The organism is Marinicauda salina, assembly GCF_003122085.1.
Classification (GTDB): Bacteria; Pseudomonadota; Alphaproteobacteria; order Caulobacterales; family Maricaulaceae; genus Maricicauda_A; species Maricicauda_A salina.
In genome coordinates this window covers 299,756-321,159 of sequence record NZ_QEXV01000003.1, presented here as the reverse complement: position 1 = coordinate 321,159, position 21,404 = coordinate 299,756, and the positions used below count along the sequence as shown (strand labels likewise).

At 67.8% G+C, this 21,404-nt stretch carries 24 protein-coding genes and 2 tRNA genes; 14 read left to right on the top strand and 12 right to left on the bottom strand.

The window, feature by feature from the left end:
- Window positions 1-6: 6 nt before the first annotated feature.
- Window positions 7-1,377: a DUF2793 domain-containing protein gene (locus DDZ18_RS07045; RefSeq protein WP_109252660.1), complete on the top strand. Its 1,371-nt coding sequence runs from the start codon at window positions 7-9 to the stop codon at window positions 1,375-1,377.
- Window positions 1,378-1,384: 7 nt separating this feature from the next.
- Here DDZ18_RS07045 and DDZ18_RS07040 read toward each other — a convergent pair whose 3' ends face one another.
- From DDZ18_RS07040 to DDZ18_RS07020, 5 genes are all read right to left on the bottom strand, one after another.
- Window positions 1,385-2,749, bottom strand: a complete 1,365-nt coding sequence (locus tag DDZ18_RS07040) for a class I SAM-dependent methyltransferase (protein WP_109252659.1) — start codon at window positions 2,747-2,749, stop codon at window positions 1,385-1,387.
- Window positions 2,750-2,854: 105 nt separating this feature from the next.
- Entirely contained in the window at window positions 2,855-3,856 is a 1,002-nt protein-coding gene (locus DDZ18_RS07035) for an alpha/beta fold hydrolase (RefSeq protein WP_109252658.1), read from the bottom strand.
- Between the two features lie 59 nt (window positions 3,857-3,915).
- Window positions 3,916-4,692 (bottom strand): slipin family protein, encoded by a 777-nt coding sequence (locus tag DDZ18_RS07030; RefSeq protein WP_109252657.1) that lies wholly within the window; start codon window positions 4,690-4,692, stop codon window positions 3,916-3,918.
- Window positions 4,693-4,716: 24 nt separating this feature from the next.
- Window positions 4,717-6,147, bottom strand: coding sequence for an NfeD family protein (locus DDZ18_RS07025; RefSeq protein ID WP_109252656.1), 1,431 nt, complete (start codon window positions 6,145-6,147; stop codon window positions 4,717-4,719).
- A gap of 114 nt (window positions 6,148-6,261) precedes the next feature.
- Window positions 6,262-6,336, bottom strand: a tRNA-Thr gene (locus DDZ18_RS07020).
- A 114-nt stretch (window positions 6,337-6,450) separates the two neighbouring features.
- Here DDZ18_RS07020 and DDZ18_RS13965 point away from each other — a divergent pair.
- The 9 genes from DDZ18_RS13965 (at window position 6,451) to DDZ18_RS06980 (ending at window position 11,463) form a co-directional block, all read left to right on the top strand.
- Window positions 6,451-6,591: a hypothetical protein gene (locus tag DDZ18_RS13965; protein WP_199241139.1), complete on the top strand. Its 141-nt coding sequence runs from the start codon at window positions 6,451-6,453 to the stop codon at window positions 6,589-6,591.
- Between the two features lie 61 nt (window positions 6,592-6,652).
- Window positions 6,653-7,930: a UDP-N-acetylglucosamine 1-carboxyvinyltransferase gene (gene murA / locus DDZ18_RS07015; protein WP_109252655.1), complete on the top strand. Its 1,278-nt coding sequence runs from the start codon at window positions 6,653-6,655 to the stop codon at window positions 7,928-7,930.
- Window positions 7,927-8,361: a DUF2948 family protein gene (locus tag DDZ18_RS07010; protein ID WP_109252654.1), complete on the top strand. Its 435-nt coding sequence runs from the start codon at window positions 7,927-7,929 to the stop codon at window positions 8,359-8,361. The genes murA and DDZ18_RS07010 overlap by 4 nt, the downstream gene beginning before the upstream one ends.
- Before the next feature lie 3 nt (window positions 8,362-8,364).
- Window positions 8,365-8,841, top strand: coding sequence for a UPF0262 family protein (locus tag DDZ18_RS07005; RefSeq protein WP_109252653.1), 477 nt, complete (start codon window positions 8,365-8,367; stop codon window positions 8,839-8,841).
- On the top strand, window positions 8,838-9,284 hold the full coding sequence (locus DDZ18_RS07000) for an arsenate-mycothiol transferase ArsC (RefSeq protein ID WP_233245749.1): 447 nt from the start codon (window positions 8,838-8,840) through the stop codon (window positions 9,282-9,284). The genes DDZ18_RS07005 and DDZ18_RS07000 overlap by 4 nt, the downstream gene beginning before the upstream one ends.
- Before the next feature lie 107 nt (window positions 9,285-9,391).
- Window positions 9,392-9,610 carry a translation initiation factor IF-1 gene (infA, locus tag DDZ18_RS06995; RefSeq protein WP_109252652.1) on the top strand — a complete coding sequence of 73 codons (219 nt, stop codon included), beginning with the start codon at window positions 9,392-9,394 and terminating at the stop codon, window positions 9,608-9,610.
- 4 nt (window positions 9,611-9,614) lie between these two features.
- Window positions 9,615-10,211, top strand: coding sequence for a Maf family protein (locus DDZ18_RS06990; RefSeq protein ID WP_109252651.1), 597 nt, complete (start codon window positions 9,615-9,617; stop codon window positions 10,209-10,211).
- Window positions 10,208-11,269, top strand: a complete 1,062-nt coding sequence (locus DDZ18_RS06985; RefSeq protein ID WP_109252650.1) for a ribonuclease E/G — start codon at window positions 10,208-10,210, stop codon at window positions 11,267-11,269. The genes DDZ18_RS06990 and DDZ18_RS06985 overlap by 4 nt, the downstream gene beginning before the upstream one ends.
- Window positions 11,266-11,463 carry a DNA gyrase inhibitor YacG gene (locus DDZ18_RS06980; protein ID WP_109252649.1) on the top strand — a complete coding sequence of 66 codons (198 nt, stop codon included), beginning with the start codon at window positions 11,266-11,268 and terminating at the stop codon, window positions 11,461-11,463. Before DDZ18_RS06985 ends, DDZ18_RS06980 begins: the two co-directional genes overlap by 4 nt.
- A 523-nt stretch (window positions 11,464-11,986) precedes the next feature.
- Here the strand turns inward: DDZ18_RS06980 and DDZ18_RS06975 are convergent.
- Window positions 11,987-14,662 (bottom strand): TonB-dependent receptor, encoded by a 2,676-nt coding sequence (locus tag DDZ18_RS06975; RefSeq protein ID WP_109252648.1) that lies wholly within the window; start codon window positions 14,660-14,662, stop codon window positions 11,987-11,989.
- 226 nt (window positions 14,663-14,888) lie between these two features.
- On the opposite strand from DDZ18_RS06975, the gene DDZ18_RS06970 reads away from it, so the two are divergent.
- Window positions 14,889-14,964 (top strand) — tRNA-Phe (locus DDZ18_RS06970).
- Between the two features lie 63 nt (window positions 14,965-15,027).
- Here the strand turns inward: DDZ18_RS06970 and DDZ18_RS06965 are convergent.
- Window positions 15,028-15,945: a retropepsin-like aspartic protease gene (locus DDZ18_RS06965; protein WP_109252647.1), complete on the bottom strand. Its 918-nt coding sequence runs from the start codon at window positions 15,943-15,945 to the stop codon at window positions 15,028-15,030.
- Between the two features lie 534 nt (window positions 15,946-16,479).
- Between DDZ18_RS06965 and DDZ18_RS06960 the strand changes: the two genes are divergently transcribed.
- Window positions 16,480-17,040, top strand: coding sequence for a PEGA domain-containing protein (locus tag DDZ18_RS06960; protein WP_233245748.1), 561 nt, complete (start codon window positions 16,480-16,482; stop codon window positions 17,038-17,040).
- A gap of 22 nt (window positions 17,041-17,062) precedes the next feature.
- Window positions 17,063-17,752 carry an outer membrane beta-barrel protein gene (locus DDZ18_RS06955; RefSeq protein ID WP_158272094.1) on the top strand — a complete coding sequence of 230 codons (690 nt, stop codon included), beginning with the start codon at window positions 17,063-17,065 and terminating at the stop codon, window positions 17,750-17,752.
- A gap of 129 nt (window positions 17,753-17,881) precedes the next feature.
- Here the strand turns inward: DDZ18_RS06955 and DDZ18_RS06950 are convergent, their stop codons facing one another.
- Entirely contained in the window at window positions 17,882-18,247 is a 366-nt protein-coding gene (locus DDZ18_RS06950) for a hypothetical protein (RefSeq protein ID WP_158272093.1), read from the bottom strand.
- Window positions 18,248-18,388: 141 nt separating this feature from the next.
- Here DDZ18_RS06950 and DDZ18_RS06945 point away from each other — a divergent pair, with 141 nt between their 5' ends.
- Window positions 18,389-18,859, top strand: a complete 471-nt coding sequence (locus tag DDZ18_RS06945) for an MAPEG family protein (RefSeq protein WP_109252643.1) — start codon at window positions 18,389-18,391, stop codon at window positions 18,857-18,859.
- Window positions 18,860-18,881: 22 nt separating this feature from the next.
- On the opposite strand, the gene DDZ18_RS06940 is transcribed toward DDZ18_RS06945, so the two are convergent.
- From DDZ18_RS06940 to DDZ18_RS06925, 4 genes are all read right to left on the bottom strand, one after another.
- Window positions 18,882-19,346: a hypothetical protein gene (locus DDZ18_RS06940; RefSeq protein WP_109252642.1), complete on the bottom strand. Its 465-nt coding sequence runs from the start codon at window positions 19,344-19,346 to the stop codon at window positions 18,882-18,884.
- A gap of 17 nt (window positions 19,347-19,363) precedes the next feature.
- Window positions 19,364-19,963, bottom strand: a complete 600-nt coding sequence (locus DDZ18_RS06935) for an SAM-dependent methyltransferase (RefSeq protein WP_109252641.1) — start codon at window positions 19,961-19,963, stop codon at window positions 19,364-19,366.
- A 175-nt stretch (window positions 19,964-20,138) separates the two neighbouring features.
- A complete protein-coding gene (locus DDZ18_RS06930) occupies window positions 20,139-20,795 on the bottom strand; it encodes a peroxiredoxin (protein WP_109253082.1) in 657 nt (218 codons plus the stop codon).
- Window positions 20,796-20,938: 143 nt separating this feature from the next.
- Window positions 20,939-21,385 carry an RrF2 family transcriptional regulator gene (locus DDZ18_RS06925; RefSeq protein WP_233245747.1) on the bottom strand — a complete coding sequence of 149 codons (447 nt, stop codon included), beginning with the start codon at window positions 21,383-21,385 and terminating at the stop codon, window positions 20,939-20,941.
- Between the last annotated feature and the right edge of the window lie 19 nt (window positions 21,386-21,404).

Genomic DNA, 21,404 nt, shown 5'->3' with positions numbered 1-21,404 from the left:
CCGCCCATGTCCGACGATTCCACCCCGCGGCTGGGCCTGCCCTGGCTGATGCCCGCCCAGGCCCAGAAGCACGTCACCGTCAACGAGGCCCTGCGCCGGCTCGACGCGCTGGTCGGGCCGCGCGCGCTCAGCCGCACGACCGCCGCCGAGCCCGCCGACCCGGCCGACGGCGAGGCGTGGATCCTGCCCGCCGGCGCGTCGGGCGCGCGCTGGGACGATTTCGCCGAGAACGATCTCGCCGTGTTCCAGGACGGGGCGTGGGCGCGCTACGCGCCGGACGGCGGGCTCGCCGTCTGGGTCGTCGACGAGGCGCGCACGGTGGTGTTCGACGGGGCGGCGTGGCGGCCTGCGGAGGAGTTGATCGAGACGCTGCAGAATCTGTCGCGGCTCGGGCTGGGAACGGCGGCCGACGCCGCCAACCCCTTCGCCGCCCGGCTCAACGCGGCGCTGTGGACCGCGCTCGCCGCCGGCGCCGGCGGCAGCGGCGATCTGCGCGTCGCCTTCGACAAGGAGGCCGCCGCCAACGTGGTCTCCCTGCTGCTGCAGTCCGGCGCGTCGGGCCGCGCGGAGATCGGCCTCGTCGGCGACGACGATCTCGCGGTGAAGGTGAGCCCGGACGGGCAGGCCTGGCAGACCGCGCTCAGCATCGACCGCGCCACCGGCGGGGTCGACTTCTCGCGCGGCGTGTCGATCGCGGGGACGCCCGCCGGCGCGCTCATGTTCACGCCGGGCGGCAAGGGGGTGAATGCGATCTGGCGCGTCGACGCCGAGCACTCCGAGCTCCCGCGCACCGCGACGATCTATGCGGTGTCGGGCGACGTCATCACGATATCGGGCGCCTCGGCGGACATCTTCGCCAAGCATGACGTCTGGTCGGGATCGAGCTATCTGCGCATCTGGAACGCGTCGAAAGCCCCGGAGGAGGCCGCCTGGATGAAGGCGATTCCGGACTGGGGCGCGGGGAATTCGCAGCTGCAAGTGACCGATGCGGCCGACATCGCCGGCTGGGCGGCGGGCGACACCGTCCGCCTTGGCGAGCTGGCGCCGAGCAATGAATGGGTCGCGGCCATCGATATCTCGCCGATGATGATGCAGGTGTTCGGCTACGCGTTCCGGCAGTCGGGGGTTATGGTGAAAGCGAATCTGCTCAGCGCATCGGCCGGTGACGATGTGGCCGTATCTCCTAATGGGGAGAAGGGTGACTATGTCTCAGCTTCCGGTACGGCAGTTGCAGGCATTCTGAGCGGAGCAGGCGTGACAATTATTCCGTCGACGAAACCTTCTCCGATATCAAACTCCAACCTTGTATTTGTGCGAGAGAAGTTTGCTACAAACGCCACAGTTGAGCTGGTGAGCGTAATGGCAGTTCTCCAGTGAGCTTTTCCTAGAAGTAAAATTTTTTAGCAATAAATACATCTACATCGCGATAGGTTCCGATTTTTGTAACATTATTGATCTCAATGATCTGAGAAAAGAATTGCGGCACATCATAACTATCAAATGATATACCACTTCGATCCTGTGATATAGTATGGGAAGTAAATAAAATTTCGCGCCGCGTGATGCGACAAATTTCATTCGCTAATTTAATGGAATCTTCTTTTTTGGGCTGATGTATAAAAACATCAAGACACAATGTATAATCAAAAAATAAGTTGGGATATGTATTTGTCGACTCTTGATAAAATGACCAATCTGGTCTTTTCTTTTGTGCGATCGCAATTGCCTCAGCTGATGTATCAATGCCGGTGTAATCTGCTATCTGCAAGTTCCGTGTGGCCTCAATGTCTCCGCAACCGACATCGAGGACTTTGCCTTGGGGTCTTGAATCAAAATAGCGGGCTAGGAGCTCGCGCTTGTAAGAAAGCGGCTCATTGCGGGAGCCGAGCCCCGATCCAAGCTTTGGGAATCGAGCATACCTGAAATCCCAGAAGATTGAGTTTGAAAACGCGGAGCGACGCCCTTTATCCAATATTTGGCGCGATTCAGTGATAGCGTGATCGATCCAATCCACGCCGGTAGTAAGCGGCCGACCGTGGTTATCGACATGTCCGTGATAGTGCAGACCAGATACGGTCTGGCGTGGAATCCGGGCAAGGTGTTCAGCGCCTAGATGCGTGGGGAGGTTAGCGCCTGTCGGGAGAGGCCTGATATCAACTCTGTGTTCAGCGAGAGCCATTCCCATTGCTATTTGATCAGAGTGGTGGAGCGCGCTACCAAGTACATCTTCTCGGCTAAGACACATCAGCGCGTATCTTTCCCAACTATTGCTCAAATATTCAGTCATTGATGTAGGAATTATATAAAGACCACCATTGAAATTTGTCGAAAATGTGCTGGAGCCTGGAGCAATTTCAAGGGGTTGTTCGCTTATCCGATCAATGAGCGCGGTTTCTTTGAAAAGCTTGCGCCAAGCAGTTTCCGGTGGATTTGGTAGGTCAACTGGTTTGGCGCGAAAGCAGTTCGGAAGTGCCCATTCCGCTGGGTCAGTTAGAAATAAAATATCAGCATCGCTGAGAATGACGAAATCGGTGTCAAGAAGCTCAGGCGTCGATAGTTGACGGATCTTGTTGCAGTAGCGTGCGGGCCCTTTGCCGATAGGTTTCGCTTCGATGAGGCTTATACCAAGGTCTTTAAAGAGGCGTCTTTGATTGCGGGAGAGGGCACCTGGTGTGTGATGCATGAAGACGCGACAGCAAGTTCCGGTGCTGCGCAGCGATACCGCCCAGTTCCATGCCTGCATCCGCATCACCGCGGAATCGTCGACGAAACAAGAGATGTGTACGCGTGAAATTCGTCAACTCCAGATAATGGATGGAGTTGATTATGCGCTACGGCATACAAAAAACAAATCCTAAAGTTGTTTCAGCGCCTCCCGCACCGCCTTATGCGCCGGCTCCGTCATCGCATGACCGCTGTTTGAAACCATGTGAAGCCGCCCCTGCTCCACCGCGCGCGCCAGCCGCCAGGCCGCCGCGAAGGGGCAGACGAGATCATACCGGCTCTGGATGATGTGAACCGGCATGGTCAGGCGCGACGAGTCGCGCATGAGTTGATCCGGCTCGAGAAAGCACGCGTTGGCGAAATAGTGGGCCTCGATCAGCGAATGGCCGATCAGCCAGTCGCGGCCCTTTTCGGCGAAGCTCTTCCGGATCTGCTCCGGCGTGATCTCCATCCAGGACAGGCGCTCCTCGTACTCGCTCCAGCGATAGATCAGCGAGCGCCGCAGATCGTCGAGCGGCGCGTCGGGATCGGCCAGGGCCTCGAGCGCGGGCGCGCCGTGGGCCAGTTCGGTCCGCATGGCGTCGAGCGCCCAGCCGATGAAGCGCTGCGGGTTGGTGCGCATCGCCTCCGGGGCGTCGCCGAACAGCGTCTCGAGCGCGTCGGGAAAGACCGCTCCGGCGCCGGCGCGGGTGTGCCACCAGGCCAGTTCGCGCGGCGTCGCCAGGAACACGCCCTCGACGATCAGCGCCTCGACGCGGTCGGGATGGGCCTCGGCGTAGGCGAGCGCGAGCGTCGAGCCCCAGGAGGGACCGAACACGGTCCAGCGTTCGATCCCCAGGTGCGCGCGCAGGGCCTCGATGTCGGCGACGAGGTCGGCCGTCGTGTTGGCCTCCAGCGAGAACAGCGGCGTCGAGCGGCCGCAGCCGCGCTGATCGAACTGGATGGTCTCCCAGGTCGCGGGATCGGCGTAGCGCCGGTGCTTCGGCGCCGAGCCCGATCCGGGCCCGCCGTGCAGGAAGAGGAGGGGACGCCCGCCGGGCGCGCCGGCGCGCTCCCAGTAGAGCTCGTGGCCGTCGGTAACGGAAAGCCGGCCGGTCTCGCGCGCCTCGATCTCGGGAAACAGCGAAGTCATTCCCGCACCCTAGCCGACCCGGCCGGCCGGTCGAGCATCACCGGGCCGTTTCCGCCGCGTCAGCTCTTCGACCCGTCCGGCTTGGGAACCATCTGGCTCAGAAGGTCGATGGGCATCGGGAAGACGATCGTGCTCGAGCCCTCATTGCCGAGCTCGGTGAGGGTGCCGAGATAGCGCAGCTGCATCGAGCCTTCCTCCGATGCGAGAATCTTCGCGGCTTCGGAGAGCTTCTGGGCGGCCTGCTGTTCGCCCTCGGCCGAGATGACCTTGGCGCGCCGCTCGCGCTCGGCCTCGGCCTGGCGCGCGATGGCGCGGATCATCGAGGTGTCGAGATCGACATGCTTGATCTCGACGTTGGACACCTTGATGCCCCAGGCCTCGGTCTGCTCGTCGAGGATCTGCTGGATGTCGGCGTTGAGCTTGTCGCGCTCGGACAGCATCTCGTCGAGATCGTGCTTGCCGAGTACGGAACGCAGCGTGGTCTGCGCGAGCTGGCTCGTCGCCATGCGGAAGTCCTCGACCCGGATGATGGCGAATTCCGGCGTCACGATGCGGTAGTAAATGACCGCGTTCACCTTCACCGAGACATTGTCCTGGCTGATCACGTCCTGGCTGGGCACGTCCTCGGCGAAGGTGCGGGTGTCGACGCGCACCATCTGCTGGATGAACGGGATCAGGATGATCAGGCCGGGCCCGGCCGTTCCGGTGTAGCGGCCGAGGGTGAAGACCACGGCGCGCTCGTACTCGCGCAGGATCTTGATCGCCGCCGACAGGATCGAGGCGATGATGACCACGGCGACGATGATGAAGCCGAGATCGAATCCCAGATCGAACATGAAGACCTCCCTTGCGCGGCGCGGCTACCCGCCGGCCGCCTTGACGGTGAGCGTGAGCCCGTCGACGGCGATGACCGTCACCGCGTCGCCGGGCGAGAGCGCGTCGTCGGACACCGCGCGCCAGTGCTCGCCCTGGACGAGCACGTGGCCTTCCCGGCCCGACCAGTCGGTGACCTTGCCCTTGTCGCCGACCATCGATTCCGAGCCCGCGTGGGATCGGCGCAGCTGGGCGGCGAGCCCGTAGCTCAGCGCCAGGATCGTCACGCCGCCGAGCCCGGCGGCCATGCCGATCACCCAGGCCCAGTGAATGCGGAAGGCCGGCACGTCGGTGTCGACCAGCATCAGCGCGCCGATGACGAAGGCGATCAGCCCGCCCGCGGTGAGCAGGCCGTAGGACACCACGAAGGCCTCCGCGACCAGCAGGCCGAGTCCCATGACGATGAGCGCCGCGCCGGCGTAGTTCAGAGGAAGCGTGTTGAGCCCGTAGAAGCCGACGATCAGGCAGATCGCCCCGGCGATCAGGGTCACCGGCTCAAGCCCGTTATAGAAGCTCACCACCAGGCCCAGGAAGCCGAGATTGACCAGCAGCAGGGCGAGGTTCGGATCGGTGATCGTGGCCAGGAACTCCTCGGCGAAGGTCTTCTCCACGCGCACGATGTCGGCGCCCGCCACCGCCAGCGTCGTCTCGCCCGAGGCGAGCGCGACGGTGCGCCCGTCGGCTTGCGCCAGGAGCGCCTCGATGTCGTCGGCGCGGATCTCGATCACGCCCTGCTCGAGCGCCTGGTCGGCGGTGAGCGAGGCGGCCTCGCGCACGGCGCGCTCGGCCCAGTCGGCGTTGCGGCCCCTGAGTTCGGCCAGCGAGCGGATATAGGCCGCCGCGTCGTTGACGGCCTTGTTCCTGAGCGCCTGGGCGTTGCCGGGCGCATCGGCGGCGGGCGTATCCGGCTCGGCTTCGGAAGCGTCGCCGCCTTCCTCGCCGTCCTCGTCCGCGGGCTCCGCGGCCGGTTCGGTGGAGGGGACGGGCGCCTCGCCGCCGCCCATCTGCACGGGCGTCGCCGCGCCGACGCTGGTGCCCGGCGCCATGGCGGCGAGATGGCTGGCGTACATGATAAAGGCGCCGGCGCTGGCCGCCCGCGCGCCGGCCGGCGAGACATAGAGGATGACGGGGACGTCGGCGCCGAGGATCGCCTGGTTGATGTCGCGCATCGCCGCGTCGAGCCCGCCGGGCGTATCGGTCTCGAGGATCACCGCCGCCGCGCCTTCGGCCTCGGCCTCCTCGATCGCGCGGATGAGATAGGTCGCCGTCGCCGGTCCGATCGGCCCGACCAACTCGGCGACATGGACCTGCGGGGCGTCGTCGGATTCCTGCGCGAGGCCGTGCGCGACCACGCCGGCCAGCCCCGCGATCAGCATGATCGCCGCGAGCAGGCGCAGGGCTGGACGCAGAACCGGCATCACCGTCTCCGGGCGCGGAATTCGTCCATGAGGGTAAACCGTTCAGGCGCAACGACAACGGGTTTCGTGCGCGGGGGCGGTGCGGCGGATCAGCCTGTCTTCGACGAAGAAAAATGGTGCCGCCGGAGTGAATTGAACACTCGACCTCTCCCTTACCAAGGGAACGCTCTACCCCTGAGCTACGGCGGCGTGACGGGCGGCGCGGGGCGCCGAACGCGTCGGAGCCCGGGGCTATACCTGATCGCGACGCCCGCGCCAAGGCCGGGCTTGACGCCGATCGCACGCTTGGGCATTCGAGCCGTCATGGGCCAGCGCGAAGACAGCAAATCCGGCTCGAAACAGCCTGCGGACGATCGCGAGGATCGCCTCGCCGAGGCGCTGCGCAAGAACCTGAGGCGGCGCAAGGCTGCGAAGAAATCCCCGGCGAAGGACAAGTCGCCCTGATTTCGCCGTCTCCCGCACGCAGGGAAGCGCGCGGGGCGGAAGCAAGGCGGGACGAGGCGAGATGGACAGACTGGTCATACGCGGCGGCGCCCGGCTCACGGGCGACCTGCCGATCTCCGGGGCGAAGAACTCCGCGCTCAAGCTCATGGCCGCGAGCCTGCTCACCGACGAGCCGCTCGTGCTGGAGAACATGCCCCGGCTCGCCGACACGCGCTTCATGGGGCATTTGCTGGCGCGGCTGGGCGTGTCGGTCGAGGAGCGCTCCGGCTCGGTGCTGCATCTCGACGGCGGCCGGCTGTCCTCGGGCTTCGCGCCCTACGAGCTTGTCCGCAAGATGCGCGCGACCTTCAACGTGCTCGGCCCGCTGCTCGCGCGCCGCGGCGAGGCGAAGGTCTCGCTGCCCGGCGGCTGCGCGATCGGCGCCCGGCCGGTCGACCTGCACTTGCAGGCGCTCGAGGCGATGGGCGCCGAGATCGAGCTTTCCGAGGGCTATGTCCTGGCGAAGACGCCGCGCGGCGGGCTTGCGGGCGGCCATGTCGTGTTCCCGATGGTGTCGGTCGGCGCGACCGAGCACGCCATGCTCGCCGCCGTGCTGGCCCGCGGCGAGACCGTGCTCGACAACTGCGCGCGCGAGCCCGAGATCGCCGATCTCGCCGAGTGCCTCAACGCCATGGGGGCGAAGGTCTCCGGCGCGGGCTCGCCGACCATCCGTATCGAAGGGGTGGAGCGGCTGTCGGGGGCGACCTGGCCGGTCGTGCCCGACCGGATCGAGACGGGCACCTATGCGATCGCCGCGGCGGCCACCGGCGGCGACGTGCGCCTGACCAATGTCCGGCCCGAGCACAACGAGGCGCTGTGGAGCGCGCTGGAGCACGCCGGCGTCAAGGTCGTCGAGGGCGACGGCGTCGTGGAGGTCTCGCGCGACGGGCCGCTCAAACCCGTCGATATCCACACTGCGCCCTATCCGGGTTTTCCGACCGACCTGCAGGCGCAGTTCATGACGCTGATGACGCTGGCCGACGGCGCCTCGGTGATCCGCGAAACCATCTTCGAGAACCGCTTCATGCACGCCCCGGAGCTCGCCCGGCTCGGCGCCAATATCGACGTGCGCGGCAACGAGGCCGTCGTGCGCGGCCCGGCTCGGCTGAAGGGCGCGCCGGTGATGGCCACCGACCTGCGCGCATCCGTCAGTCTTGTCATCGCCGGTCTCGCCGCCGAGGGTGAGACGGTGATCCGGCGCATCTATCATCTCGACCGCGGGTTCGAGCGCCTCGAGGAGAAGCTGTCGGCCTGCGGCGCGAACGTGCGCCGCGAGAAGGACACGGAGCAGGACGCATGAGCACACGCCCCTTGCGTCTCAAGGCCGAGAGCCCCGACGACGTCGAGATCCTGTCGGCGGCGCTCCAGGACGCCGTGGGAACGCTCGGCGATTTCTACTACGAGCCGAAGGCGCGGCGCTTCACGCTCGCCTTCAACCGTTTCCGCTGGGAGGCCGGCGATCGCGGGCGCGGCGAGCGCGTGCGCGCCGCCGTCCAGATCGGCGGCGTTTTGTCGGCGCAGTCCTTCCGGCTGAAGCGCAACAGTCCCGACGCCGTCGTCTCGCTGCTCGCGGTGACCTTCGAAGAGACCGAGTCGCCCGGCGGCGCGCTGGTGTTCAACTTCGCCGGCGGGGGCGCGCTGCGCCTCGACGTCGAGTGCGTCGACATGGCGCTCGCCGACGTCTCCGAGCCCTGGCGCGCGCGCCGGCGGCCCGCCCATCCGGACGTCTGAGGCATGAGCGACCGCCAGCACCTGGTCCATGTCGAGCTCGACGCCGTCACGATCGGCAAGGCCGACGAGAACGTCGAGCACGAGCGCCGGGTGGCGATCGCCGATCTCCTGGAATCGAACGTGTTCCGGCCCGCGGACTCGCCGGCCGGGCCGTACGCGCTGCGCCTGGCGATCGAGGACCAGCGCCTCGTCTTCGACGTCAAGCGCGAGGACGGCGATCCGGTGCGCGTCTTCGTGTTCTCGCTCGGCCCGCTCCGGCGCATCATCAAGGACTATTTCCTGATGTGCGACAGCTATTACGAAGCCGTCCGCGACGCCACGCTCGGCCAGATCGAGGCGATCGATATGGGCCGCCGCGGCGTCCACAACGAGGGCTCCGAGCTCCTGCGCGAGCGCCTGGAAGGCAAGATCGAGGTCGATTTCGACACCTCGCGCCGGCTCTTCACGCTGATCTGCGCGCTGCACCGGAGGGGCGCGTGACTGCGGGAGCCCCGCCCGCCGTCGTCTTCGTGTGCGAGCGCAACGCGGTGCGCTCGCCGATGGCCGAGGCCTTCTGGCGGGCCCGGTTCGGCGCTGACGCGCAGGCGCTGTCCTGCGGCGTGCGCCCGGCGGGCTTCCCCGACGGCTTCATGATTCGCGTGATGGCCGAGGTCGGCGTCGATCTCGGCGCCTTCGAATGCCGCGATCTCGACGATGCGCGCGCCGCGCCGGTCGAGCTGGTCGTCTCGCTCGCCGAGGCCGCGCGGGAGCCGGCGCGCGCCTTCGCCGAAGCCTGCGGGGCGGCGTTCGAGGACTGGCCGGTCGCCGATCCGACGCAGGAAACGGGCCCGCGCGAGGCGCGTCTTGCGGCCTATCGCGACGCGCGCGACGCCGTGGCCGCGCGCATCGCGGCGTATGCGTCCGCCGCGCCCGGCGAGTCGTGACGCTCGACGAATGACCCCGGGAACCCCTATATAGCGCGCAAACGCAACCGCGCAGGCGCGGCGCGGCCGCCGCCCGCGGGCGGCGGGGCTGATACAAGAGGAGCCGCATGGCGAAGGAAGAACTGCTCGAGTTTCCCGGCGAAGTCATCGAACTTCTGCCGAACGCGACCTTCAAGGTCCGCCTGGAGAACGACCACGAGATCATCGCGCACACCGCGGGCAAGATGCGCAAGAACCGCATCCGCGTGCTGGCGGGCGACAAGGTGCTCGTGGAGATGACGCCCTACGACCTGACCAAGGGGCGCATCACCTATCGCTTCAAGTAGACCCGTGGCGAGCCGCACGGAGCGATCCGGCGGCGCGGCTCTCGTTCTCGCCAGCGCCTCGCCGAGGCGCCGCGAGCTGCTCGCCCAGATCGGCTTTGAACCCGACCGGGTCGCGCCCACCCATATCGACGAGACCGAACGGCCCGGCGAGACGCCGCGGGCGCTCGCCCTGCGCCTGGCTGAGGAGAAACTCGCCGCCGCCGACCATCCCGGCGATTACGTCCTGGCGAGCGACACCGTCGTCTCCGTCGGCCGGCGCATCCTGCCCAAGACCGAAACCCGCGAGGAGGCCGAGGCCTGCCTCAGGCGCCTGAGCGGGCGCAATCACCGCGTCCATACCGGCGTCGCCGTGCGCGCGCCCGACGGCCGCGAGGCGAGCCGCGTGGGCGAGGCGCGCATCGCGTTCAAACGGCTGAGCGACGAGGAGATCGCGGCCTATCTCGACAGCGGCGAATGGGAGGGCAAGGCCGGGGGCTACGGCGTCCAGGGCCGCGCCGGGGCTTTCGTGGAGAACCTGATCGGCTCCTACACCGCCGTCGTCGGGCTGCCGGTCTACGAGACGCGCCAGCTCCTGATCGGCCTGGGATATCGCCCGTCATGAGGATCGTCGTCGAACGCAGTGTCGGCGAGACGCGCGCGGCGGTGATCGACGGCGACCGCGCCGTCGAGCTGCATCTCGAGCGCTGGAGCGAGCGCGGCGTCCGCGCCGTTCGCGGCGAGGTGTTCCGCGCCCGCGTGCGCCGCGTGGAGGCGTCGCTCAACGGCGCCTTCTGCGATATCGGCCGCGGGCCCGACGGGTTTCTGCCGTTCGGCAAGGCCCGCCCGGAGGGCGTCCGCGAGGGCGCGGCGATCGGCGTGCAGATCGCCCGCGAGGCCTTCCAGGAGAAGGGCCCGACCCTGCGCCTGTTCGAGGTCGAGCCCGGCGAGGCGCCCGAGACCGTCGTGCCCGCGCCGCCCGTCGAGGAGCGCCTGTCGATGTTCTACGAGGCGCCGGTGCGCACGCCAGACGAGGCCGATCTCGACATGGAGGCGCTGTTCGACGCCGCGCTCGAAGCCGAGGCGCCGCTGCCCGGCGGCGGACGGCTGGTGATCGAGCCCGTCACCGCGCTCACCGCCATCGATGTCGACGCGGCCGGCCGCAAGGCGCCGTCGGGCGGGGCGAAGTTCGCCGCCGAGGTCAACAAGGCCGCCGCCCGCGAGGCCGCCCGCCAGGTCCGCCTGCGCGGCATCGGCGGGGTCGTGGCGATCGACTTCCTGCCCCTGAAGAAGAAGGCCGATCAGAGCGCGCTCATGGACGCGGTGAAGGGCGGCTTCCGCAACGATCCCGCCAAGATCGACGTCGCGCCGCCCTCGCGCTTCGCCATCGTCGAGTTGTCGCGCCAGCGGCTGGGCCGGGCGCTGCACGAGATCTGCTGGGAACGCTTCGGCGCCGACAGCGTCGAGACCCGCGCGCTGGCGGCCCTGCGCGCGCTGGAGCGCGAGGGGCGGGCGAACCGGTCGGCGCGCCTGCGCCTCTCGGCGGGAGACGAGGTCTTCGCCTGGCTCGACGCCGATGCGATCGGCTGGCGCAAGGCGATGACCGACCGGCTGGGGCCGCGGTTTGAGCTGGTCGCGGGCGAGGGCTACGGTCCGCGCGCATTTGAGGCGAGGCCGGCATGACGAAGAAGAAGCAAGCCAAGGGGCCGCGCTGCCCGATCTGCGGCAAGCCGACCGATCCGGAATACAAGCCGTTCTGCTCGAAGCGCTGCGCCGACGCCGATCTCGGCAAGTGGTTCACCGGCGCCTACGCGATTCCCGGCGAGCCCGTTCCCCCCGAGGCCATGCCGCCGGAGGCGGGCGAAGACGGGGAGTAGGGCGTCGGCCCTCGTCCTTCGAGACGCCCTGTTCCCTCATGCTGAGGGCGACCCCGGACCTGATCCGGGGGAGCGTCTCGAAGCACGAGGGACAGGGCTCCTCAGAGCCTGCCCCGGACTTGATCGAGGGCCTTGTGGGCGAGCGTGGAGCGCTCTTCGATCCTCACCCCATTCCGCTTGCTGCGCTCGCGTTCGCCGCTTCGAAAGCGCCACCGGCGCATTCTCGGGCGGCTCACCCCCATCAAGGGGAGGGAGTCATGTTGCGGCTGCGGCTGACGCGAGTTGGTGAAGGCGTTCGAGCGCGCTCTCCCTCCCCCTCGGGGGAGGGCCGGGGTGGGGGGCGTGCCGATGAAACCCCGGCCGACCCCGGACTTGATCCGGGGGAGAGCCGGGGCCTCCGGGCGACTATTCGCAGAGAGGTCCCGGATCGCGCCTGCGGCGCGTCCGGGAATTCAGCTCTCCTCGCCCGGCTCCATCAGGGGGAGGGAGTCGGCGCCGCCGCGCAATCAGACCAAGCGGTCCGTCACCGCCGCACCGACACCCGCACATAGGCCACGCGGCCGCGCGGGTCGTGGATCTTGGTGTCGTAGCCCAGCGGCGTGGCGACGGCGGGCGCGGCCTCGTCGGTCAGGTTGAGCGCGCCGAAAGTGAGATCGACCGTCTTGCCCGCGACTTGCGCCGAATAGCCGATCTGCGCGTCCAGCACGGTCCAGGCGTCGATCTCCGCGCCGGCGTTCTCGTCGTCGTCATAGCTCGAGATATGGCGCACCCCGGCGACCGCGCGCCAGGGTCCGCGCGTCCACGCCGCGTTCACGTCGCCGCGGAACTCGGGAACCGAGCGGGCGAAATTGGTGAAGTTGCGATTCCCCGCCGCGTCGATCTCGCGGTTGAGCACGGGGTCGATCAGCGTGAACTCGTCGATATAGGAGCCGCGCGCCGAGACGGTCAGATCGCCGCCGGCGAAGCCGACCGGCGCGGTCTCGAACGCGGCGTCGATCCCCTGGGCCTCGACCTCGGGGGCGTTTGTGAACGCCGCGCGCACCAGCACCACGTCGCCGGTTCCCGACAGCTCGACGCGGGGATCGTTGAACACGCCGTCGTCTTCGAGATCGGCGGCGAGGATGGCGTTGGCGCTCTCCTCGACGATCAGGTCTTTGTACTCGACCCGCCAGAGATCGAGGCTGGCGGTGAAGCCCGCGCGCTCGAACACCGCGCCGAGCGTGAAGGTGTCGGCGGTCTCGGGATCGAGATCGGGATCGCCGATGGTGCGCACCGGGCGGAACAGGCTCTGCGCGTTGATATCGAGCGATTGCAGGGTCGTCGTCGCCGAGACCTGCTGGTGCAGCGACGGCGCGCGGAAGGAGCGCGACCAGGAGCCCCTGAGCGTCAGCTGATCGCTCGCGTCGAACACTGCGGCGATCTTCGGATCGGTCGAGGAGAAGCCGTCGAGATCCTCGTGACGGGCGGCGAGCTGAAGCTCGAGCCGGTCGGTGACGGGAACGATCGCGTCGGCGAAGACCGCGCGGGCGTCGCGCGCCCCGGAGAAGTCCGGACCGCCGATGATGAACAGGAAATCGTCGGCGTTGAAGTCCGCGCCGTGATCGACCCGCAGCGTCTCGCGGCGCAGCTGGACGCCGAACGCGGCCGACACGTCGCCGGCGGGCAGGGCGAACAGCGCGTCCGTCGCCGCGACCGCCTCGAACACGGCGAGATCGGCGCGCGAGGTGCGGACGTCCTCGCCGATGATGTAATCGAGAACGGCGGGATCGTTGAAGCGCGGATCGGAGGGATCCTCCACGAGGCCGCCCGAGCCGAACGGGTTGAAGTAGAAGCAGCCCGCGGACTGATCGCCGGCGGCGACGCCCTGTCCGGCTTCGCGCACGGGGCAGTCGGCCCCGCCGAACCCGGCGAGCGCGGCGTCGAAATTCGGCGCCAGCGTGTCGGTGATCGTCGCGGTGAGATCGTTGCGCGAGTAGGTCGCGCGCGCCGTTCCCGTCCAGGCGATCCCGCCGAGCGTGAAGCCGCGCTCGGCCTCGGCGGCGATCCGCCAGGTGTCGTGGTCGAACTGGCGGCGCGCCGCGCCGGCCTCAACGCCCTGCGGGCGGCCCAGCCAGACCACATCGCGGCCGAAATAATTGCCGGGATGGCTCGCCGGGATGAGCGGGAAATTGAGATTGGGCAGCGAGGGCGAGTTGCCGCGTTCGACGAGCTGGTCGGCGCCGCTCCCGCGCAGCGTGATCTCGGTCTCGCCGATCCGCGTCGAAAGCGCGGCGAAGCCTGACAGCCGCTCCTCGTCGGTGACCACCGAGAAGAACTGGCCGTAATCGAGCCGGCAATAGCCCGGCGTCCCGAAGGCGGTGTCGGCGCCCAGCACCAGCGGGTTTCCGCCGCCGGCCTCGCAGTCCCGGTCGATCACCGGGATCGGCGACCCGTCGGGGTTCGCCACGGCGAAGCCCCCGCCCGGATCGGTGACGAAATAGGCGCCGGGCTGGCCCAGCGCCGACAGGCCCGTGCCGGGCACGAAGTCGGTCTGGAAGCCCTCGAGCCCGCGCCGGTCGAGCCACTCGACGGCGGCGGTGAGATGCGCGCCGCCGAAATCGCGCCCGGCGATCGCGGCGAGCTCGTAGCCTCCGCCCGCGCCGTCATACTCCGTGGGTCCGCGCAGCTCGGCGCTCGCTTCGACGCCCTCGAAGCGGTCGCGCGTGGTCACGTCGACGACGCCGGCGACCGCGTCGGATCCGTAGACCGGCGAGGCGCCGTCCTTGAGCACGGAGACGCGTTCGATCGCGATGGCGGGCACGAGCGCGTTCATGTCGACGATGCTCGCCCCGTCGTCGGACGCCACGCTGGCGGGCGTCTGGCGCTGGCCGTTCATGAGCACCAGCGTCGCGCCCAGCCCGAGCCCGCGCAGATTGACGCTGGAGGTTCCCGAGGTGTCGTTCTGGGTGCCGGGATCGTCGTTGAACTCCGAGCCGACGACCGAGGGCAGGAAGGCGAGCGCGTCGCCGGGATCGTCGAAGCCCCGGGCGGCGAGGTCCTCGCGCGAGATCGTCGTCACCGGGCGATCGGCGATGTCCGCGCCCGGCGCGCGGCCGCCGATCACGGTGATCACTTCGCCGTCGTCGGCGGGCTGGGCGAGGGCGGGGGCGGCGGTCGAAAGCGCGAGCAGGCTCGCCGCGCTCGTGCGGAGAAGGCGCATGGAGGAGGTCCCGGTCATCAGGATATGCGGCAGGATGGCCGGGGCGGGAGTTAGCAGCCGCTTTCTGCGACTGCAAGTCGGAAGCAGCGATGTGATCGCGATCCCGCGCGCTTGCGGCCCGGGTGCGCCCGCGTGCAGATTCCGGGCGCGGCGGGCATGGACAGCGGCCCCGGCCGGTCCTATAAACCGCGCGTTCCGCACCGCCCCGCCAGGGGCGGGCCGCGGCGCCCAGGTAGCTCAGTTGGTAGAGCAGCGGATTGAAAATCCGCGTGTCGGTGGTTCGATTCCGCCCCTGGGCACCATTTTCCCCGCCCGATGAAGCCGCGCGTCCTCTCGCCTGCGAGCGGCGCCGGCGGCCAGCGCGGTCAGTCGGCGCACACGTGCAGGGTTTCGGTCGAATAGGCGATGAGCACGGGGCAGTCGGCCATGAACGCCGCGCCGACAAGCATGGCGGGCGCCCCCGCGATGCCGAGAACCTCGAAGACGGGCAGGTCGGCGATCTTCACGTCCATCGCCGGGTAGCACCGCGGTCCGAGACAGATGCCATTCACCGGCGCCGTGTAGCTTTCCGCGCCCCGGCCGTCGATGCCGCGCGACCCGCCATCCCTGACCGTAACGGCGTCGCTGTCTGCGGACAGTCCGGCCAGCCCGGCCGCGCGCCAGTTCAGGGTGCCGACCCGGGCCGCGCTGTCGAGCACCGCGGCGACGGGCTCGCCCTCCAGCGTCGCGTTGAACTGGACGAAACCCGGCTGGACCCCGGAATGGAATGCGAGGCCGTCTTCGACGACGCCCAGCTCCGCATGCGAAGCCGGGCCCTGGAAGAGGGTCACCGTCGCGCCGGGGACATCGATCGCCACGTCGTAGCGCGAGAGAATGTCGACCCCGAGAATGCCCTCGACCCGGCGGCCGTCATACGCGCGGAATGCGCCGAGATCGGCGACCACGGCGCTCACGTCATCATGGACGAGACCGCCGAGGGACAGGCCCGGCAGGGTGACGACTTCCAACGTCGTTGAGCCGGTGGCTCCCTGCACCTCGAGCTGATCGATGTCCTCGGGCGCAAGCTCCAGCCCCGCGCGCAAATCGGCGGAGATCACGGATCGGCCCGCGGCGGTGTCCAGGATGAAATAGCGTTCGCCGACGCCGGCGATCTGAACGGGAACGAGGATACGCTCTTCCAGGTAGCTGATCGGAAGCCGTGCGGGCTCGGCCGAGAAGGCGAGCGCAGGCGTGGACATGAGAAGAACGCCGGACAACAAGCCGGCCAGGCGGCGCAATATCATCGGTCGGATGCTCCCGGGTTCTGAAAAAAATGAATGGATGGACGGAACATTCGGTTTGATCTGCCCCAACCACGCCCGGGAGTAAATGTCTGCACTGCGGCGTCGCGCATTCCTTCGCGCCTGCGCCAGGCGCGTGCTCTCGACTGCTGACGGGGAAAACGGAGACCCACATCCTTCTCCGTCTCCGCAACACGCCGCGCGGGACGCTGCGCAGCGGACGCGACTGAAGCCTGACGATCGGTTTCAGAACTCCGTCTTCTGTAACGTACCGGAATAACAAGAGATTGGCCGCCCCCACTCGGGCGATGGCGAAAGCGTGATGCACCATTCGCGATCAAGATTGAGTTGGCGCTGACGGGTCGGCCATCGCCAGCGTCGCCACCAGCATTGTCGTAAAACCACAACTCTAATAGGGTGCGGATCGAATAATTCATCGCTGGGGGCGAGATAGTGAAATTATACATTGTAATCGCTGTGTTGGCTGGGTGCCTTGGCGCGTGCACAACTATAACGCGGGGTACGAATGACACGCTCGTGGTCGAGACGACTCCGGCAGGGGCCTCAGTCTCGACGTCGAACGGCTACTCCTGCCGAAGCACGCCATGCGCAATCAAGATGCCGCGACGTTCCGAGTTCGTCGCAACGATCGAGAAGCCGGGCTTCGAGACGGTCGAAGTCAACGTTACGCACCAGGTCTCCGGGGCCGGAGGCGCCGGGATGGCGGGGAACGTCCTGGTCGGCGGATTGATCGGCGCCGCCGTGGACGCCGGGACCGGCGCGATGAATGACCTCGTGCCGAACCCGATCGAGGTGACGCTGGAGTCCGTCGGTCAGAGCGAGCCAGAACTTGAAGAACCTGAAAGCGTTAGCTCCCCTGCGCTGACAGCCGCGGGTCAAACGTCCCCTGAGAGGCGATCGGAGCCGCGACCACGTACTGACACCGATTCAGAAGAAGCGGTTATGCGTGCTTCCGCTTCTCAAAGCGAAAGCGCGTCGCCTGGAGATGAAGGCGCACACGATGGGCCGACCGACGAGGATTGGGAGAGATACTCGCCTTTCTTCCGTACTCAGCAACGCGCCCGAGACGACGGATAGCGGATCGACAAGGAATGACATCATGAAAAGGTTCCTGATTGGCGCCAGCGCTGTTCTGGCCATCTGCACCAGTGGAGCCGCCTCTGCCCAGCAGCCCGAGCCGGGCCGCGGTTACCTCGGCGTCGGCTTTTCGCTGACCAATGTCGATTACGGCGCCTTGCTCGACCCGAGCGCCGATGAGCTTGAAGCCGCTGTGCGCGACGCCGCGGACGCCAGCAGCGCTACGCTCGATACGGTAAAGATCGAGGACAATGCCACGCTTCAGGCGGTCAGCCTGCTTAGCGGATACGACTTTCATCAATATTTCGGCGTAGAGGTCGAAGGGTTGTTCGGCATTGGGGATGAAAACCTCGTCGACATAAGCGGAACTGTTGACGGGGCGCCGTTCGGTGCGCGTGCGACCGCCGAACTCGAGTACAGCCTCGCCGCGTTCGGAAAGCTCCAATACCCAGTCAGCGAAGAGTTCACGGTGTTCGCACGAGCAGGTTATGCGCGTTTCGGCATAAATAGCCGAGCCAAGCTCGACGACGGGTCGGTGATTGAAGAAATCGATTTCGACGAGGAGACGGAAGGCTTCGCGTTCGGAGTCGGAGGCGAGTGGCGCTTCAGCGGCCCGAACGCCGTTCGTGTCGACTACACGCGGTATGAGCTTGAAGACCTTGACGAACTCAATGTCGACCGCGTGTCGATCGCCTATATCAGACGATTTTGAGGCGCTGCAGGGTCATCGTCGGCAGTCAGCCCGAGCGGTTCTGATCACGGGCTGCTTGCGGGTCGGCTCCATGGGTCATCAATGAGGCGTTTTCATCACCGACCGCGTGCAGCCGCGGTGCGCATTGAATCACGGCAGCATTTCGCAGACCCGGCCGTCGCCGTCGTCGTCCAGGCGATGCCGACCGGGCCACAGGCTCTGATCGTGGAAACGCTGCGCATCCCATTGCGTCGTGAAATCGCGGCAATCCCGATCGGGTAGCTCCGAGACGACGCGTATAATCGGGGCGCGCACTTCCGGGATGAACGCCGCGCCGATCGCCGCGCCGAGCAGCAGGCCGCCGAGCGCCATTGCGGCGAGGCGTCTCCGACGTCGTCGCCTTTCCGACGGATGGACGTAGCGCGTGCGCAGCTGCGCCTTCTCGCGCAGCGGCGGGTAGCGTCGGCCGGTCTCGCTCATCACGCGGTCTCCCGCCACGGATTCGTCTGATAGCATGACAGGTCCGCCACCTGCGCGGGTCAAGCCGGTCGCGTCCGTCGCACTCGCCGCGGCGTCGCCGCGCTGGCGCGGCGTCGGCCGCCGTGCAAGTAATGTGAGCGCGTCACGCCCCGCGCCCTCCCGCCGAAAGGCCGCCCCATGGACCTGCTCACTCCCGACAACCCCGTCTTCGCGACCTATCTCGTCGCCGCGGCGCTCATGGTGCTGAAGATCATGGGGCAGGGCTGGATGACGGTCTGGCGGATGATGAAGGCGGGCGGCGGCTGGGCGAGCCCCGAGGATCTCCGCGCCGGGCCGCTCAATCGCAATCCCGATCCCGCCCAGCTCGAGATCAACGACGATGTCGACCGCTCGCGGCGCATGCACCGCAACGACCTGGAGAACATCCCGGCCTTTCTCGCGATCGGGCTCTTGTTCGTGCTGATCGATCCGGCGTTCTGGCTCGCCGCCCTGCTCATGTACGGGTTCGTTCTGGCGCGCCTGGCCCACGCCGTCGCCTACGCCACGGCGCGCAGCCACGAGGTGCGCGCGACCTTCTACACGGTCGGTTCGCTCGCCGTGATCGCGATGGCCGTGATGGTCCTGATCGCCGGGCTTGGCGCGCTGTGAGGTCCGCGCCCGGAGTCGGCGCCTAGAAGGTGAACAGCTTCACGTCCGGATCGGTCATGCGCGCGGCGATGGCCGGCGGCGTCGCAACCCCGACGCCCGCGACCAGGTCGTCGTCCGCGTGCGGGCTGTTCGGCAGGTAGATCGCGCAGACCTGCACCTCGACCCCGTCGGCGATCAGGCCCCGGAGCAGGCCGTGCGGGCTCATCCCGCGCGGGGCGAGCGGCGCGGTCGCCGCCTCGGGCGGTTCGCTCAGCGCCAGGTCGCCCGCCGCGCTGCACAGCAGGACCTGCGTGTCGGCGCCGGCCTGCACGCTGGCGCGGGTGAGGATGAGCGCCATCAGCTGGGTCTGCGGATCGGCCGACGTCAGCACGGTGAGCAGGGCGGAGGCCTCTGTGTCGTTCGCGGGCGGGGCGGGTTCGGGCTCCTCGGCGCAGGCCGGCGAGGCGAGCAGCACGGCGGCGAGGGCGGCGGTCAGGGCCTTGTTCATGGCGGGCTCCTTCGGTTTCAGGCGTCAGGCTTGAGCGCGACGAGATCGATGAGCGCCGACAGGCCGGAATGGCCCGCGCCTTCTTCGATCACGTCGTCGTGCGCGCGCAGGTGCGCGATCTCGAAATCGGCGAAGGCGTCGCGCAGCATGGTCTCCGTGTACATGTTCTCCGGCGCGGGCGGCCCGCCGGTTCCCAGCGCGACCTGCTCGGGGCGATAGCCCTGCAGGATCAACGCGCCGCCGGGCTTGAGGCTCCGCTTCATCGACTCGAACAGGCGCGGTCGGTCCCCGGGCCCGGCGAACTGGATGAAGATCGCGGCGACGACGTCGAAGGCGGCCTCGGGCCAGTCCCACGCGAACAGGTCGGCCTGGATGAATTCGGGGAAGACGCCGCGTTTCCCGGCGAGGCGGCGCGCCTTTTCGAGCCCCACGGCGGAGGCGTCGACCGAGACGACGTCCAGGCCCTGCTCGGCGAGCCAGACCCCGTTGCGGCCCTCGCCGTCGGCGACGGCGAGGGCGCGATCGCCCGGGCGCAGGCGCTCGAGACAGGACGCCAGGAAGGCGTTGGGCGCCTCGCCGTAGACATAGGCTTCGGTCGCGTAGCGTTCGTCCCACATGGGCGTCTCCCTTCCGAATCGGCGATCCCGGGCGCGCTGCGTCCGGGATCGTCGCATGCTTGAAGCGGGCGGCGCGCCGGCTCGCCCCTGCTGGTCCGGGGAGGACAAGGCGGACCGGCGCGCCGCGGAGGACCGGAGGCGACGGGGTCTCCGCCGCCTCCGAACGTCTTCGGGCTCAGGCCACGTCCTTCTTGGAGAAGTACCAGTCGGTGTACTCGTAGCCTTCGCCTTCGCGCTTGTCCGCCTCGGCCTGCGTCTGGGGCGGCGGCACGATCACCTTCTCGCCCGGCTTCCAGGCTTCCGGCGTGGCGACGCCGTGCTCGTCCGAGGTCTGCAGCGCCTCGATCAGGCGCAGGAATTCATCCACGCTGCGGCCGTTCGACATCGGGTAGTAGACCATCGCGCGCAGCACGCCCTCCGGATCGATGATGAAGGTCGCGCGCACCGCCGACGTGTCGCTCGCGCCCGGCTGGATCATGCCGTAGGCGTTGGCGACTTTCATCGAGAGGTCCTCGATGATCGGGAAGGGGATCTCGACGCCGAAATGCTCCTTGATGTTCCGCGTCCAGGCGATGTGGGCGAAATTGCTGTCGATCGAAAGCCCGAGGAGTTCGGTGTCGAGCGCCTTGAACTGCTCGGCGCGTTTGGCGAAGGCCATGAACTCCGTCGTGCACACCGGGGTGAAGTCGGCCGGGTGCGAGAACAGCACCAGCCACTTGCCCTTGTAGTCGGCGAGCGAGCGCGGGCCGTGCGTGGTCTTCGCGTTGAAGTCCGGCGCCGGCTCGTTGAGGCGGGGCAGGGCCGGCTGCAGGTCTTGTTGCTGGTCGGTCATGATCATCTCCTTGGTTCGGGGGCGGCCGCGCCGCCCGATGCGTTGAGGAGAGATGACCACAAAAAGTCGCAAACGTCTTACGAGTTTTATTGATCGAGCCCATAGAACGCGCCAATGGCGACAATATGCCTCATAGGGATCGCCTATTCCTGCGCCGGGGCGAGCCGCCTCAGGAGATCGCCGCGATTGGCGGCGATGTCGGCGATAGTCACCGAGTCGAGCGACTGCAGGAACGACTCGAGCGCTGCGTCGAGGGCTCGCGACAGGCGGCAGACCCCGCGCAGCGGGCAGGTGTTGGTCTCGGCGTTGAAGCATTCGACCAGCTCGATCGGGCCCTCGGTGACCCGCACGACCGCGCCGACGGTGATCGCCGCCGGCGGGCGCGCCAGCTTCACGCCTCCGCCGCGGCCGCGAATGACGGTCACGAAGTCGTGGCGCGACAGCGTGTTCGCGGCTTTGAGCAGGTGGTGGCGCGAGATGCCGTGCGCGCGCGCGACGTCCTCCACGCGGACATGTTCGGGCGCGCGCAGCGCGGCGAACTGGAGCAGGCGCAGCGCGTAGTTCGAGAAATTGGTGAGACGCATGCCCATCAAGGTGCGGCGTCCGGTG

What these genes read in the sequence shown, in the direction of transcription:
- DDZ18_RS06945 (WP_109252643.1), top strand. Translation starts at nt 18,389, where the DNA reads ATGGACCTGCTCACTCCCGACAACCCCGTCTTCGCGACCTATCTCGTC.
- DDZ18_RS06930 (WP_109253082.1), bottom strand. Translation starts at nt 20,795, where the DNA reads ATGACCGACCAGCAACAAGACCTGCAGCCGGCCCTGCCCCGCCTCAAC.
- DDZ18_RS06940 (WP_109252642.1), bottom strand. Translation starts at nt 19,346, where the DNA reads ATGAACAAGGCCCTGACCGCCGCCCTCGCCGCCGTGCTGCTCGCCTCG.
- DDZ18_RS06985 (WP_109252650.1), top strand. Translation starts at nt 10,208, where the DNA reads ATGAGGATCGTCGTCGAACGCAGTGTCGGCGAGACGCGCGCGGCGGTG.
- DDZ18_RS07035 (WP_109252658.1), bottom strand. Translation starts at nt 3,856, where the DNA reads ATGACTTCGCTGTTTCCCGAGATCGAGGCGCGCGAGACCGGCCGGCTT.
- DDZ18_RS06980 (WP_109252649.1), top strand. Translation starts at nt 11,266, where the DNA reads ATGACGAAGAAGAAGCAAGCCAAGGGGCCGCGCTGCCCGATCTGCGGC.
- DDZ18_RS07005 (WP_109252653.1), top strand. Translation starts at nt 8,365, where the DNA reads ATGAGCGACCGCCAGCACCTGGTCCATGTCGAGCTCGACGCCGTCACG.
- DDZ18_RS06935 (WP_109252641.1), bottom strand. Translation starts at nt 19,963, where the DNA reads ATGTGGGACGAACGCTACGCGACCGAAGCCTATGTCTACGGCGAGGCG.
- DDZ18_RS06975 (WP_109252648.1), bottom strand. Translation starts at nt 14,662, where the DNA reads ATGCGCCTTCTCCGCACGAGCGCGGCGAGCCTGCTCGCGCTTTCGACC.
- DDZ18_RS07025 (WP_109252656.1), bottom strand. Translation starts at nt 6,147, where the DNA reads ATGCCGGTTCTGCGTCCAGCCCTGCGCCTGCTCGCGGCGATCATGCTG.
- DDZ18_RS07030 (WP_109252657.1), bottom strand. Translation starts at nt 4,692, where the DNA reads ATGTTCGATCTGGGATTCGATCTCGGCTTCATCATCGTCGCCGTGGTC.
- murA (WP_109252655.1), top strand. Translation starts at nt 6,653, where the DNA reads ATGGACAGACTGGTCATACGCGGCGGCGCCCGGCTCACGGGCGACCTG.
- DDZ18_RS13965 (WP_199241139.1), top strand. Translation starts at nt 6,451, where the DNA reads ATGGGCCAGCGCGAAGACAGCAAATCCGGCTCGAAACAGCCTGCGGAC.
- DDZ18_RS06965 (WP_109252647.1), bottom strand. Translation starts at nt 15,945, where the DNA reads ATGATATTGCGCCGCCTGGCCGGCTTGTTGTCCGGCGTTCTTCTCATG.
- DDZ18_RS07010 (WP_109252654.1), top strand. Translation starts at nt 7,927, where the DNA reads ATGAGCACACGCCCCTTGCGTCTCAAGGCCGAGAGCCCCGACGACGTC.
- DDZ18_RS07040 (WP_109252659.1), bottom strand. Translation starts at nt 2,749, where the DNA reads ATGCGGATGCAGGCATGGAACTGGGCGGTATCGCTGCGCAGCACCGGA.
- DDZ18_RS07045 (WP_109252660.1), top strand. Translation starts at nt 7, where the DNA reads ATGTCCGACGATTCCACCCCGCGGCTGGGCCTGCCCTGGCTGATGCCC.
- DDZ18_RS06955 (WP_158272094.1), top strand. Translation starts at nt 17,063, where the DNA reads ATGAAAAGGTTCCTGATTGGCGCCAGCGCTGTTCTGGCCATCTGCACC.
- DDZ18_RS06925 (WP_233245747.1), bottom strand. Translation starts at nt 21,385, where the DNA reads ATGGGCATGCGTCTCACCAATTTCTCGAACTACGCGCTGCGCCTGCTC.
- DDZ18_RS06950 (WP_158272093.1), bottom strand. Translation starts at nt 18,247, where the DNA reads ATGCTATCAGACGAATCCGTGGCGGGAGACCGCGTGATGAGCGAGACC.
- infA (WP_109252652.1), top strand. Translation starts at nt 9,392, where the DNA reads ATGGCGAAGGAAGAACTGCTCGAGTTTCCCGGCGAAGTCATCGAACTT.